Annotated in this window: 14 protein-coding genes; 9 read left to right on the top strand and 5 right to left on the bottom strand. The window is 61.7% G+C overall.

Annotation, left to right across the window (positions count from 1 at the left end; all coding sequences use genetic code 11):
* The first annotated feature begins 5 nt into the window (after positions 1–5).
* Genes L21_RS09890 through L21_RS09905 form a run of 4 tightly spaced genes read left to right on the top strand, consistent with a single transcriptional unit; the run spans position 6 to position 2,725 of the window.
* The gene (locus tag L21_RS09890; RefSeq protein WP_074370317.1) at positions 6–458 is read left to right on the top strand and encodes a DUF502 domain-containing protein; all 453 of its coding nucleotides are present in this window, start codon (positions 6–8) and stop codon (positions 456–458) included.
* Positions 445–1,356 carry an ABC transporter ATP-binding protein gene (locus L21_RS09895; RefSeq protein ID WP_074370318.1) on the top strand — a complete coding sequence of 304 codons (912 nt, stop codon included), beginning with the start codon at positions 445–447 and terminating at the stop codon, positions 1,354–1,356. The genes L21_RS09890 and L21_RS09895 overlap by 14 nt, the downstream gene beginning before the upstream one ends.
* A complete protein-coding gene (locus tag L21_RS09900; RefSeq protein ID WP_074370319.1) occupies positions 1,353–2,411 on the top strand; it encodes an ABC transporter permease in 1,059 nt (352 codons plus the stop codon). Before L21_RS09895 ends, L21_RS09900 begins: the two co-directional genes overlap by 4 nt.
* On the top strand, positions 2,408–2,725 hold the full coding sequence (locus L21_RS09905) for a hypothetical protein (protein ID WP_074370320.1): 318 nt from the start codon (positions 2,408–2,410) through the stop codon (positions 2,723–2,725). Before L21_RS09900 ends, L21_RS09905 begins: the two co-directional genes overlap by 4 nt.
* Before the next feature lie 97 nt (positions 2,726–2,822).
* Here the strand turns inward: L21_RS09905 and L21_RS09910 are convergent, their stop codons facing one another.
* On the bottom strand, positions 2,823–3,038 hold the full coding sequence (locus L21_RS09910; protein WP_074370321.1) for a hypothetical protein: 216 nt from the start codon (positions 3,036–3,038) through the stop codon (positions 2,823–2,825).
* Positions 3,039–3,166: 128 nt separating this feature from the next.
* Here L21_RS09910 and L21_RS09915 point away from each other — a divergent pair, with 128 nt between their 5' ends.
* Positions 3,167–3,580: a secondary thiamine-phosphate synthase enzyme YjbQ gene (locus L21_RS09915; protein WP_074370331.1), complete on the top strand. Its 414-nt coding sequence runs from the start codon at positions 3,167–3,169 to the stop codon at positions 3,578–3,580.
* Positions 3,581–3,695: 115 nt separating this feature from the next.
* Here the strand turns inward: L21_RS09915 and L21_RS09920 are convergent, their stop codons facing one another.
* Positions 3,696–3,959 carry a stationary phase-response protein gene (locus tag L21_RS09920; RefSeq protein WP_054848394.1) on the bottom strand — a complete coding sequence of 88 codons (264 nt, stop codon included), beginning with the start codon at positions 3,957–3,959 and terminating at the stop codon, positions 3,696–3,698.
* Between the two features lie 66 nt (positions 3,960–4,025).
* Here L21_RS09920 and L21_RS09925 point away from each other — a divergent pair, with 66 nt between their 5' ends.
* Positions 4,026–4,400 (top strand): Sjogren's syndrome/scleroderma autoantigen 1 family protein, encoded by a 375-nt coding sequence (locus L21_RS09925; RefSeq protein ID WP_074370322.1) that lies wholly within the window; start codon positions 4,026–4,028, stop codon positions 4,398–4,400.
* Here the strand turns inward: L21_RS09925 and L21_RS09930 are convergent.
* Positions 4,391–6,664 (bottom strand): DEAD/DEAH box helicase, encoded by a 2,274-nt coding sequence (locus L21_RS09930; RefSeq protein WP_074370323.1) that lies wholly within the window; start codon positions 6,662–6,664, stop codon positions 4,391–4,393. The genes L21_RS09925 and L21_RS09930 overlap by 10 nt on opposite strands.
* Complete coding sequence (gene glyS / locus L21_RS09935; protein WP_074370324.1) at positions 6,661–8,391, bottom strand: glycine--tRNA ligase; 1,731 nt, start codon at positions 8,389–8,391, stop codon at positions 6,661–6,663. The genes L21_RS09930 and glyS overlap by 4 nt, the downstream gene beginning before the upstream one ends.
* A 308-nt stretch (positions 8,392–8,699) precedes the next feature.
* Here glyS and L21_RS09940 point away from each other — a divergent pair, with 308 nt between their 5' ends.
* From L21_RS09940 to L21_RS09950, 3 genes are all read left to right on the top strand, one after another.
* Positions 8,700–9,308: a helix-turn-helix domain-containing protein gene (locus L21_RS09940; RefSeq protein ID WP_074370332.1), complete on the top strand. Its 609-nt coding sequence runs from the start codon at positions 8,700–8,702 to the stop codon at positions 9,306–9,308.
* Positions 9,309–9,368: 60 nt separating this feature from the next.
* A complete protein-coding gene (locus tag L21_RS09945) occupies positions 9,369–10,043 on the top strand; it encodes a metal-dependent hydrolase (protein WP_074370325.1) in 675 nt (224 codons plus the stop codon).
* Between the two features lie 1,053 nt (positions 10,044–11,096).
* Positions 11,097–12,059 (top strand): sulfurtransferase, encoded by a 963-nt coding sequence (locus L21_RS09950; protein WP_083608933.1) that lies wholly within the window; start codon positions 11,097–11,099, stop codon positions 12,057–12,059.
* A gap of 319 nt (positions 12,060–12,378) precedes the next feature.
* Here L21_RS09950 and L21_RS09955 read toward each other — a convergent pair.
* Positions 12,379–12,592 (bottom strand): zinc ribbon domain-containing protein (locus L21_RS09955; protein WP_143727267.1); only part of this gene is annotated, 214 nt, incomplete at its 5' end.

Below are 12,592 nucleotides of genomic sequence, written 5' to 3' on the forward strand. Positions count from 1 at the left end.
CGTCCATGGAGCTCGGACCGAATCGGAACAGAGACTGGATCGCCTGGACGGCAGTCGCGATCACGGTGTGGCTGGTCATGAGCATCTTCGTATCTCTGGCAAACCCCGTTGTCGCACGTTGGATCTGGCCGGGATTATTCCCCGTCTTCATCCTCGCGTACGGCTACCTTACCGCCTGCTATCTCGTAAAAAGAGTAAAGGGATGGAGCGAAAAGTATCTCGATACTCTTCTGGAACAGCAAACATTCGGAAACGAGGGAGAAACACAGAGGATACAGGCAATGGTCGAACACGTCGGGGAGATGGAGAAGAAGGTGGACCGCATCAAGACGATGCTGGTGATGGACAAAGACAGGGGATCAAGGATCGAGATGCAAGAGGGCATTTCTGCGAACCCGTCCCTCTCTGAAAGGACGCACGAAAGCCTGATAAGAGGTTTACCCAATGATTCTCTGTGACCATCTAACCAAGGACTACAACGGCGTCCCGGCCGTGGACGACCTCTGCCTCGAGATCCCCGCCGGCGAGGTCTTCGGGCTGCTCGGCCCGAACGGTGCCGGCAAGAGCACCACCATCCTGATGCTCGTCGGGCTCATCCAGCCGACCTCGGGCGCGTGCTCTATCGACGGGATCGAGGTCGCCGCCCACCCGATCGAGGTGAAGAAGAAGATCGGCTACATGCCCGAAGACGTCGGGTTCTACCCCGACCTCCCCGCAGAAGAGAACCTCGACTATGCGGCGAAGTTCTACGGGCTCAGCGAGGCCGAGCGGAAACGACGGGTCGGCGACCTCCTCACCCTCGTCGGGCTGGACAGCGTCGGGACGAAGGTCGGCGGCTACTCGAAAGGGATGCGGCAGCGGCTCGGCCTCGCCCGGGCCCTCGTCAATGATCCCGCCGTCGTCATCCTCGACGAGCCGACGGCAAACCTCGACCCCCGGGGGGTGCTGGACTACCGCCGGATCGTCAAAGGCCTCGCCGAGCAGGGAACGACCGTGCTCGTCTCCTCGCACATCCTCTCAGAGGTGAGCAAAGTCTGCACCTCCGTCGGGATCCTGGCACGCGGCAAGCTCATCGCGTCCGGCGACCGGGAGATGCTCTCGCGCGCCGCGATGCAGGACCGGGTGACGATCGACGTCGAGACCATGACCCCGATGCCCCGGCTCACGAACCCGGAGATCCTCTCTGCGGAGTATTCGCAGGACACCTGTTCCGCCCGGATCGTCGCGAAGCACGATATCAGCACCCTCATCGCAGAGGCCCTGTATGCCGAAGGTATCCTCCCCCGGCGGCTGGCGGTCGAGAAACCCGACATGGAGGATATCCTGCTCTCGTATTATACGGAGGGGGCCGCATGACCGCAACCGGACTTCGTATCATCGCGGGCAAGGAGTTCTCCGACCATCTCCGGAGCAGGCGGTTCCACCTCCTCTTCGCGATCCTGGCCGTCGTCGCCGCCGTCGGCATGATCACCGGAGCGGTCCAGTACTCGAAAGACCTCTCCGACTACAACGCGGTCCAGATGATTGCGGAGAATGAAGACGACCCGACGCTCGCCGGCAATCTTGCCGGGCTGAAACCCTCCGTCCTCTCGGCATACTCCCAGATGGGAATGCTGATGGCCGGTATCGGCGTGGTGCTCGGGATCGCGATGGGGTTCGACCTGGTGACCCGGGAGAAAGAGAGTAAATCCCTCAAAAGCCTGCTCGCCTACCCGGTGTTCCGCGACGAGGTGATCAACGGAAAGGCCCTTGGAGGCGTCGGTGCAATCGCGCTCGCGATGGGGGTCGTCCTGGCCGTCTCCGTTGCAATCATGGCCCTGTTCGGCATCGTCCCGAGCGTCGACGAGTTCGTCCGCATCCTGGTCTTCGGGGTGGCGTCGTTTCTCCTCGTCTTCACGTTCTTCGCCCTCGCCCTCCTGATGTCAACGGTCTCGAAAGACAGCGGGAGCGCCCTGCTGTACTCCCTGATCGTGATGATCGTCCTCTCTTCGTTCGTCCCGATCTTCGCGTACACCCCGGTATACTCGGCCGTCTTCGGCGACGCCCCCACCCCGCCGGGCATGTCCACCTACTCCTATCAGCAGAGCTCTTCGGCCTACACGGTGACATCGGTCGCGGTTGCATACAAATCCGACGATGCAGTAGACCCGGAAGCCCTCGCGGAGTACGAGCGGGCATCGAGAGAGTACATGAACCAGAAACGGGCGATCACCGATATCGTCACGCTCGTCTCGCCGACCGGCAACTACCAGACGATTCTCGGTGCCGCATCACAGCCCGCAGGGGATAACACTCCGGGGCTCGGAAGCCTCCTCGGCGCCCTCGCCCGCAACATCATCGCCCTGCTTGCGATGCCGGCGGCCTTCTTCGGGCTGGCATGGGTCCGGTTCATGCGGGAGGATATCCGATGACCAAAACCCCCGCATGGCTGGAGATGCCGGGCGTGGTGCTCATCATCCTCCTTGCCGGGCTGACGGCGGCGACGGTCTCGAATCTCGGCGGGAGAGAGGTCGCCGTCTACCTCATGGCAGTCCTGGCGGTCGCGAGCGGAGTCGTCGTGTACTTCGATGCGACGGCGATCGGTGCCGGAACCCGGGCAAAGACCGAACGGCTCCGCGATATCGAGACCTGGAAGCCAGCCTCGTGGGCGATCTGGGTCGTCATCTTCTGGCCGTTCTTCCTGCCGTATTATCTCTGGAAGCGGAATATGGTAACGAACCCCTGAACCCCACCCGGGAAGATGGTCATCCGACTGCGAACCGGAGCTACAAGCCTGCTGACGCTCACGTCCCGCAGAGGTTCACCGGACGCTCTCATGGTGGTCAGAACGCCGGTTTCGTGAAGTACCTGAGCGCTTCAGGCCGGTGCTGCGTGAGTTCCACAAAGAAGTAATGTGCAAGGTGAGGATCGGGATCGCCGATCGCCTGCTGCAGGGTGCGCAGCAGCCACCCCGGGATATCCTCGCCCGCATCAAGCGCATTCATCACGACAACGATTGCCTCGTCTACATCCTGTCCATCGTTCCAGCGATAGGGCACCCGACACCATCTCCGGAGAGGAGATACCTGTCTCGCGCATAAAGCGTCTCCGGGATGTCCCGGTTCCGCAGGAACACGAGGTTTAAGTGACCCACAGGACAACAGGAGGTGCGGATGAGGTGTCCATGATGTTTCGTACGACAATCCGGGTAGATACACACGGGGAAGGGGAGATCGTCGACCTCACGCCCCAGATAGCGCAGGCGGTCGCCGAGAGCGGTGTTCGGGAAGGCCTCGCGAACGTCTTCGTCGCGGGCTCGACCGCCGCCGTCACCACCATCGAGTACGAGCCCGGCGTGCTCTCCGATCTCTCTCGGGCGCTCGCGGTCATCGCCCCGGCCGATATCCCCTACGCCCATGATGCGGCATGGGGCGACGGCAACGGCCGCTCGCACGTCAGGGCGGCGATCGTCGGGCCGTCGCTCTCCGTCCCGGTGATCGGCGGTGCGCTCGCGTGCGGCACCTGGCAACAGGTCGTCCTCCTGGAACTCGACGTGCGGTCGAGACGCGAGCGGACGGTCTACGTCACCGTCACGGGCTGAAATTGCGACGGGATTGCCGCACGGCGGACAAAAGGGTACGGTGTTCGGGCCGGAGACCCGGATAGTATCGCCCTGCTCCCGGCCCGGGCCGGATCGCTCGGGGAGAATGAGTGGTTTAATCGAGAGGTACCGTTTCGAGTTGAGATACCAGTTCCCAGATGCGGGTCCGTGCATGAACCGGCATGTTCGGATCGTTGCTGATCTCGTCGATCATGGAGATTGCGGTTGCGGCGCGAAGACCGATGCTTCTCGATTCGTCTTGGAGAACCGATCTGGTCGAGTCTGCGACGCGCCGGATATTTCTTGGAATGGTGGAATCTTCGCTGATATTCTGCAGCATCTGAATGCAGATCCGTATTGTTTCGTCTGGACTTGCCATTAGAATTACCCCTCTATTATTAATGGCATCCAGACATATATAAGTTCATTAAGGGAGTTCAACGAAATGACGGCTGATCAGGCTGACGAAGTCATGGCCGAGTATCTCCTCAAGGGAGGAAAGATGCTCGCTAAATCCTGTAAGGTCTGCGGCTACCCCCTGTTTGAGTATAAGGGAGAGACACAGTGCGTCGTCTGCCCGCTTGCTGCACAAGAAGAACCACTTCCCGAACCAGAGCCCCCTGCACCGGCCCCGGAACCCGGACGGGCCCCGGCATCGGCCGCACCGGAGATACAGGGCGAGGCTACCGCCGAGATCGAGCGGACGATCGTCCATCTCTGCGAACGGATCAGAGTGGAACAGAGGCCCGACGAGTGCCTGACCCTGATGAAGGCGGTCGAGCGGGGTGCCAGAGCCCTCGCGAGACTGGGTCAGCGGTAAGGTCTGCGGGCGAGATCCCATATCGCACGGGCGGTCTTCTCCCCGATCCCGTACACCGACGAGAGTTCCTCCGGTTCGGCATCGACAATCGCTTTAAGAGAGCCGAAATGTTCGAGGAGGAGACGTGCGCTTTTTAGACCGACGTTCGGGAACGCAGCGAGCGCGTACTCCTGCTCCTCGCGGACCGAGCGGTACGACTTCTTCGGGTGTATCTTCCGCTCTCCCCGCTCGCTCCCCTCCCGCTGTGCAAGGACATAGAGCGTCTCGGCGGTGTCGTCCGCATCCCTGGTGCGTATCAGCGCGACGCCCATATCGACCGTGATGGCAGCAAGCGTGCCCCTGATTGCGTTCGGGTGGATGTTCCGCACCGCATAGAGGTCGTCCTCTCCCTCGATGATCAGGACGGGACGCAGCACCGCGTCGGCCATCGCCTTGATCTGCCCGAAGAGATCGCGCTCGACGAGGGTGTTCATGAAGTCCTGCACGGTCTTCCTCTCCACGAGGATACGGTCGCCGATAGCGTAGTCGCCGACCTCGAGGCGCTCCAGGGCGATCGATGCCCCGAGTTCGTACAGGCGCCCGACGACACGCGACGACGTCTCACGGTCGTCGATGGTGATCGCCGGCCCCGCCGGGGCAAACGAAAGGATGTCCGCCTGTCTGGTTGCGGCCGGGACGGACGGGGTCGGGGTCGGGGTCGGGGCCGGGGCAGGAGCGAGCGGGGGCGCAGCGCTCATCTCCTTGATCCCTGTCACCATCGCCCGCTCCCGGCTCTGGCTCACGTACCGGAACGTCTCGTCGGACGTACCCTTCGTCACCAGCACGACGATCGTGCCGCTGCCGCTCCTTCCCGTCCGACCCTTTCGCTGGATGCTCCGGATCTCTGAGGGGACGGCCTCGTAAAAGATCACCATATCCGTCGAAGGGACGTCGAGCCCCTCCTCGCCCACGGAGGTCGCGATCAGGCACTTGAACTCGCCCTCCCGGAACCGGGCGAGGCTCGCGATCTGTTCCTTCTGCGAGAGCCCCCGCTCCGCGTCCCGGGACGCCTGGCCGACGAACCGCTCGCAGGCGATACCGGCAACGGTGAGCGTATCCACGAGCGTCTGGACGGTGTCGCGGTAGGTGGCGAAGACGATGATCCGGCTCTCGGGATGCGCCGCAAGCTGCGCCCGGACCAGTTCGCGGACGATCGAAGCCTTGGGGTGCAGTTCCTCCTTCCAGCCGGCGGCGGCCTCGACGAGGCTTCTGTAAGCGGGATCGGCGACGAGGCGCTTGCTCGCCTTGCTCCCCGAGCTCGAAGCCCCTTCCGCACCGAGCCGGCCGAGGTAGAGTTTGAGCGCCTCGCTTCCTTGAGTCTCGGCAAGCGATATGGCGTGCCGGAGTTTCATGCACTCGGCATGCAGGGATGCCGCGATGAACGCCGATGGATCGCGCGTCCGTATGCGCTGCTGGATCTGGGCGTTCAAGGCGTTCAACGCCTTCATTGAGAGTTTGTCCGGTTTCGGAACGCGGAAGTTGAGCTTCGCGAGCCGGGCAAGGCGCGACTCCACGAGCCCCCGGAGGACGACGATCGCCGCCTGCAGTTCTTCGGGCAGGTAGACATCGACGTACTGGATCTCGCGCTCGTGGATGTAGGGCCGGACATCTTCGTCGGTCTCCACCCGGGTCTCGACCGCCTCGATATGCAGGTTGTTGCAGACCTCCTGCACCTTCGCCGGGTCCCCGCCGGGGGAGGCGGTCATCGCGAGCAGCAGGGGGTCGTTCGCCGCAGTGCAGTAGTGCCCGGCAAGGAAGACGTAGGCGTAGTTCCCCACCGCCCGGTGGCACTCGTCAACGACCAGCAGCACGACGGCGGCGAGACTGTACCTCCCCGCAAGGCAGTCGTTCTTGATCACCTGCGGGGTGGCGAAACAGACCCGGCACGCCTCCCAGGCCCGCGCCCGCTCCTCCGGGGAGGTGTCGCCGGTGAACATGACAAAATCGGATTCATCCGGCTCGGAGCCGTCCCGGATGAGCAGGAACTGTCTGAAGAAACGGAGGTGCTGCTCGACCAGGGGTTTCGTGGGCGCAAGCACGAGCACTCTCCCGGGGTGAGAATAGAGACGGGAAGCCGCGACGATGAGCGCGACGGCCGTCTTCCCGAGCCCCGTCGGGAGAACGACCATCGTGTTTGCATCAAGCGCCCGGAGCGCGATAGAGAGTTGATACCGCCGTTCCTCGATGCTCTCCGGCCGGATCAGCGGGTGAGAGACGTAGTTCATGCCCTGATGTCACGGAACGCGGTGGTGCCGGAGATGAGTGCGGAGAGGATCTCGGGCAGGCGCTCGATCGGTATGCGGACCTGCTCCATGCTGTCGCGGTCTCTCACGGTCACGGTGTTGTCCTCAAGCGTATCGTAGTCGACGGTGACGGCAAAGGGCGTCCCGACCTCGTCCTGTCTCCGGTAACGCCGGCCGATGGCGCCGGAGTCGTCGTACTGAGCGAGGATGCGGCACTGCGTGAGCCTCTCCGTGATCGTCTGTGCGATATCGTCGAGACCGTCGCGGTTCATCAGCGGGAAGACGGCGGCCTGGATCGGCGCGACCGACGGCGGGAGCCGGAGCACTTTCCGGATCTCGCCGTCGACCTCTTCCTCGGCGTAGCTGTGCTCGAGGGCGACGTAGATCATCCGGTCGATGCCGTAGGACGGCTCGATGACGTGGGGCATCACCTCTTCGCCGCGGACTTCGACCTCCTCCTCGCGGACCTGGTAGAGGTCGGCGGGGATGAAGAACTCTTCGCCGTCGACGGTGACCCGCGCGCCGTCCTCTCCCGGCTCGGATGCGGCGAGAGCATCCGCGATCGCCTTCGCCTTGCCGCGGTACCGCGGTCCGAGTACCCCCATGTCAGCCACGATCCGCCGTTTTACGACCCGTTTCGGATCGTCGTAGGGCACGAAGACCGTCATCGAGGTGCCGGAGTGCTCCGCATGTGAGCGCAGGTCGTAGTTGGTGCGGTCGGCGATGCCGACGATCTCCACCCACCCGAACCGGCCGGAGAAGACCTCGGCGTCCCAGCAGTCGGCCGCGTAGTGCGCCCGCTCATCGGTCAGGTGCTGGCGGAACCGGAGTTTTGCCGGATCGACACCGATGGCGGTCAGGATCCGGTGCGTGAGCGCGATGTAGTAGGCGACATACTCGTTCGCAATCACCCCTTCGCTCACCGCGGCGCGCATCGTCATTGCGGCCGGCTCCTGGCCGTCGAGCTGCCGCGCGATGGTGAGGAGCGGGGCCGTGTAGTCCGCGTAGCGATCGAAGGCAGGGTGATCCTTCTCACCCGGATGGACGAAGATCTCGGCTTCCGCCTGAGAGAACTCCCGCAGCCGGATCATGCCCTGGCGGGGGGAGATCTCGTTTCTGTAGGATTTCCCGATCTGAACGGCGCCGAAGGGGAGTTTGTCCCGGTAAAATCGCAGGAGCCGGGAGAAGTCGGTGAATATGCCCTGGGCGGTCTCGGGGCGCAGGTAGCCCTTCCGCTGCGAGCCGGGACCAATGATCGTCTCAAACATCAGGTTGAACGCAAAGACGCCCGCTTCGCCCAGGGGTTCCTTGCATGACGGGCAGGGAAGCTCATAGAGTGCCGCCTGGAGCGCTTCCGCCGAGAGCGTGCCCGCGTTCGCGACGCCGTTCTCCTCCGCGATATGATCGGCGCGGAGGTACTCGCCGCAGTGCGGGCACTGCACCATCTTGTCGGCGAACTCTTTCACATGGCCGGATGCGACGAAGATCGCTTCGTTTCCGACGGTGGGGCATTCGATCTCGTAGTAGCCTTCCTGGAAGACGTAGAACGACCGCCAGAGATTCTCGACGTTTCGCTTCAGCATCGCTCCAAGCGGGCCGTAATCGATGAACCCGGCGACCGACCCGTATATCTCGGATGAGGGCCAGACAAAACCCCGTCTTCTGGCTACTTCCATCACTTTTTCGTAAATATCGCTCGTTTCGGCCATAGTCTTGCAGTACAGTTGAGCGGCGGTGCTAATAAAGAATAGTCCTTACCTCGCGCGAGATCACGATCCTTCGAGAAATGGATGATCCGGCAGAGGGTTTTTTTCACGGCAGGGAATATCCTGGAAGATATGGTGACATCTGCCGAAACGATCCTTCTGTTTTGAGAGTTTATATGGTAAAGTTTAAATGTTAGCGGTTGTAATGTAGGGAACGTTACGCCCCGGTCCGGGGAAAATGTATATATACTGGGTCGCCATGGGTGACCCTCAGAACCAGACGGTGGAATACAGAACTGAGAGAGACGGACATGGCAGAAGATACCCGCAAGCAGCAGCTCCTCGAGCTGTTCACGACCATCACGAACAAGAAGACGATCGTCGAACCGATGAGAAAGGTTCACGGTACGCTCCGGGATCGCGACGCTGTGGAGCGCGAGATTGCCCTGATCATGCGGGAGATCCTCGATCGGGGGTATTTCAAGACCAAACTCGCCCCGCGGCAGCTCGCGAAACTTGTGGTCGCGTACTACGACGGTAAGAACGACACCGAGATCGCGAGGGCGCTCGGCGATGAGAAGCTGAGCAAGACCGTGGCGCGTGCCCGGGTCCGCCTCAAACTCTTCCGGGAGCTCGATTTCAAGATGCCGTTCGACCAGGCGGCGATGACGGAACTTCTTGATTCGGGAAAGACCATGAAGGAGATCAGCGAGGAACTCGATATAAGCCCCTCGACACTCCGTGAGTACCGCCACGTGATCGAGCAGCAGAGAGACACCACGCTCGACCCGTTTCTGGAACGGATCAGGGACGTCATGGAAGACCGCGATCTCTCCGAGACGATGACGCGCGGTGTCATCAACGACGGCCTTAGCGAAGCGATCGACATCACCGAAGCGATCGACATGGGGGAGTTCTGAACCCCGGTATCCTCATAACCCACTGAACATTTTTTTAACATCCGAGCCGATCTCTTCTCCATGAGGTTGACCTGGCTTGGCCACGCGTGTTTCTCTCTTGCAGGATCGCGGACGATCCTCATCGATCCCTTCATCCCGGAGGGATCCCTTGCCACAGAGCCCGATATCGTTGCCGTGACGCACGCTCACGCCGACCACCTGGGTATCACCGTAGAACTCTCGAAGAAGACGGTCGCCATCAATGAGGTGGCGAAGTACCTGAAAGCAAAGGGCGTTCCCGCCGAACCGATGAACCTCGGCGGCACCATCACCGTCGACGGCGTCCGGTTCACGATGACGCCCGCACTCCATTCTTCGTGGCTGGAAGACGAGGGGGCGGGGTTCTACGGCGGTGTGGCCGCCGGATTCGTCATCACGATGGACGGCGTCAGCGTCTACCACGCCGGCGACACGGCGCTCTTCTCCGATATGCAGCTCATCCGCGACCTCTACCGACCGGATGTGGCGCTCCTCCCCGTAGGCGGGTGTTACACGATGGGGCCCGAAGAGGCGATGATCGCGGCGCGGTACATCGGCGCGCCGCTCGTGATCCCGATGCACTACGACACTTTCCCTGCCATCCGGCAGAACCTGGAGGAGTTCAAGCGAGCCATCGAGCGGACGACGTCGATCCGGGTCGCGCTGCTCTCGCCGGGGGAGAGCATCGAGGTCGGCCCGGAGGGGGCCGGGGAGTGAGGGATCGCACACCCCGTTTTGCGGTTACAGAAGCGTATGCCCGTCTGCCCGGGTGATGTTGCTTCAGTGGCATGTGTGACCGAGGATTGAGGGAGAGCAACTCATACTTTCGGAGTTCGCGCCCCTCCGGCCCCATTTTGGGACATCTTAAGTCCCGTGCACGAATTTCCATTAGATATCGCCATTGGGGGAGGCGGCTCGCGGGGAGTGCGATGGGCGGAACGCCCGGAGCTCGACCACCGTCAGGTGGGAAGGGGGGCACGCCCCCTCCCCTGTCTCTACCCCATAAGGCTCTACCTGTGACCCCCACCGCCCGCGCTTCGCGCTCCTCCCGCCCCCAAGGGGGCGGGCAGTGCGTGGCGATAGGCGACCGGCCGAAGGTGCGACGTTCCGGAGGAACGGAGCTGGAGCACCGTTAGGTGCGGGGGCAGGAGCAGGAAAAAACCGAAGGTCTTAGACCGGCGATTGGCCAAAGGACAAAAACATGAACACCGAAGAGCGGGGTTCCTTCAGGATACGACGGTTCGTCAGAATCGGAGCTGGAGAAACCCAGAAGGGTTTCGGGAACGGAGTTTGAGCACCGGAGGTGCGAAGGTGTACAGTTCCCTCGAAATCCGTGCACGGGCTTTACGACATAGTGAAGAAGAATCACCCGTACGACAGAGTTCAAGAAGACATCAGGCTTCCAAATGCGAGCATAAGTGGCATATGAGAAGACCGAAGGTCTTCGAGCCGCGATGGCAGTGGCCGTAAGCACCATCGGACTTCGAGCAACAGCAGATCGGAGGTTGCCAGAGGTGCAACGTCATCTCCCCATGAGCAGCCCACGAACAACCTTTCACACACCCAAACCCCACACCGGCACCTATTGAACCAGCGCGCCAGCCTTCAGGGCTCGTCACTTTAGCAAACGTGCTCACCGGAACGCAATACTCCAACTCACCAGACCCCGCCCCCCACTCGATCCTGCACAAAGATATATGTGGTCTCAAACCTGGAGTGACGCGGGCTCACCGGCCCCCGGTGAGAGTATCCAGCATGAGGTGAGGGAAAATGGAAGAGAAGATGTTTACTCCCGGCGGGATGGAGCGCCTGCAGGCCACGAGCGACCGGGAGAATATCCCGTATCCCCGTGGCGACGGGAAGGTCAAACTGGTGAACTCGGAGTGGCTGGACCGCCACCTGAACGACGCCAATCTGACGGTCGTCGACGTTCAGCCGCACATACACGACTACATCCAGGAGCACATCCCCGGCGCCGTCTACCTGACCGAAGGCGTCCTGCGGGTATCCAACCGCGGCTTCCCGGGGTCGTACAGCCCGAACGCCTGTATCCAGGAGTCGTTCCGGCGTGCGGGCATCGAAGCCGACTCCCCGGTCGTCGTCTACACCGGGAAAGGCGCGTTCTCCGGCGCGGGCGACGGGCTCGGGCAGACGATGATGGCATATAGCCTGGCAAAATACGGTCACAACACCGTGTACATCCTCGACGGCGGGATTGACGCGTGGAAGAGCGAGGGGCGGGAACTCTCGCAGGACTATCCCGCGGTCGAGCCGTCCAGCTTCATCGCCGAGGTTCGTGACGACTACCCCATCGGGTATGAAGAGTTCGTGCGGATTAAGGACAACGACAACGTGGTCGTGCTCGATGCGCGCCCGGCAAAGGTCTATGAAGGGAAGGGGCCCTGGCGGAAGGCCGGGCATATCCCCGGTGCCGTCAACCTGCCCTGGAAGAGCCTGATGCACGAGGCGAACCCGGCACGGCTCAAGTCGAACGACGAGCTCGACATGATCCTGGAAGAGCACGGCGTCGACCGGAGCAAGACAGTCATCTGCTCGTGCGGAACCGGCCGGGAGGCCACGAACGAGTTTGTCCTCCTAAAATGGCTCTACCTCTACCCGAACGTCCGGATCTACGAAGGATCGTTCACCGAGTGGGTCACCTATCCGGATAACCCGGTCGTAGAGGGGCCGAAGCCTCGAGGGGCGAGCGTTGAGGCGGCTCCCGCACGGTAACCCTTAAATTCCCGGGCAACCGGCCAAAACCTTTATTTTCTACATTTCCCGAACAGGAATTATTAAATATTACAATGCACTAGATAGACTTAGAGAGATTTGGATCCACACAAGACACTTCCCCCCTTGACGTCGTCTTTTCGTGTATCCTCTTCTCTCTAAAAGTGACTACCGGAACGGCAGGAGCTCAAGAAAACGCGAAGCGTTTTCGAGTTGCGACGGGTCGGATCGCCACAGGTGCAGAACCGCATTTCTTCAAGGATCGCTCTCCACCGGGAGGCAGATCTCCGCAACCCATCACCGCGTTCCGCCGAGTGAACTACCCCGCCCTGAAGGGCGGGGCTTCCTGCTTCATGGCCAACACTTGCATCACAGCAATGTGATGTAGCGGTATCGTCTCCACAGGCTCGAAGGGCTGTTCCATCCCCACGCGGTGAATATTCACCGCAGCATTGTGATCTCGATCCGCAACAAACCCACAGTATGGGCATTCATGAACTCTCTCAGAGAGCGTTTTTTTCACAATGCTTCCG

Source organism: Methanoculleus chikugoensis, from assembly GCF_900095385.1.
Classification (GTDB): Archaea; Halobacteriota; Methanomicrobia; order Methanomicrobiales; family Methanoculleaceae; genus Methanoculleus; species Methanoculleus chikugoensis_A.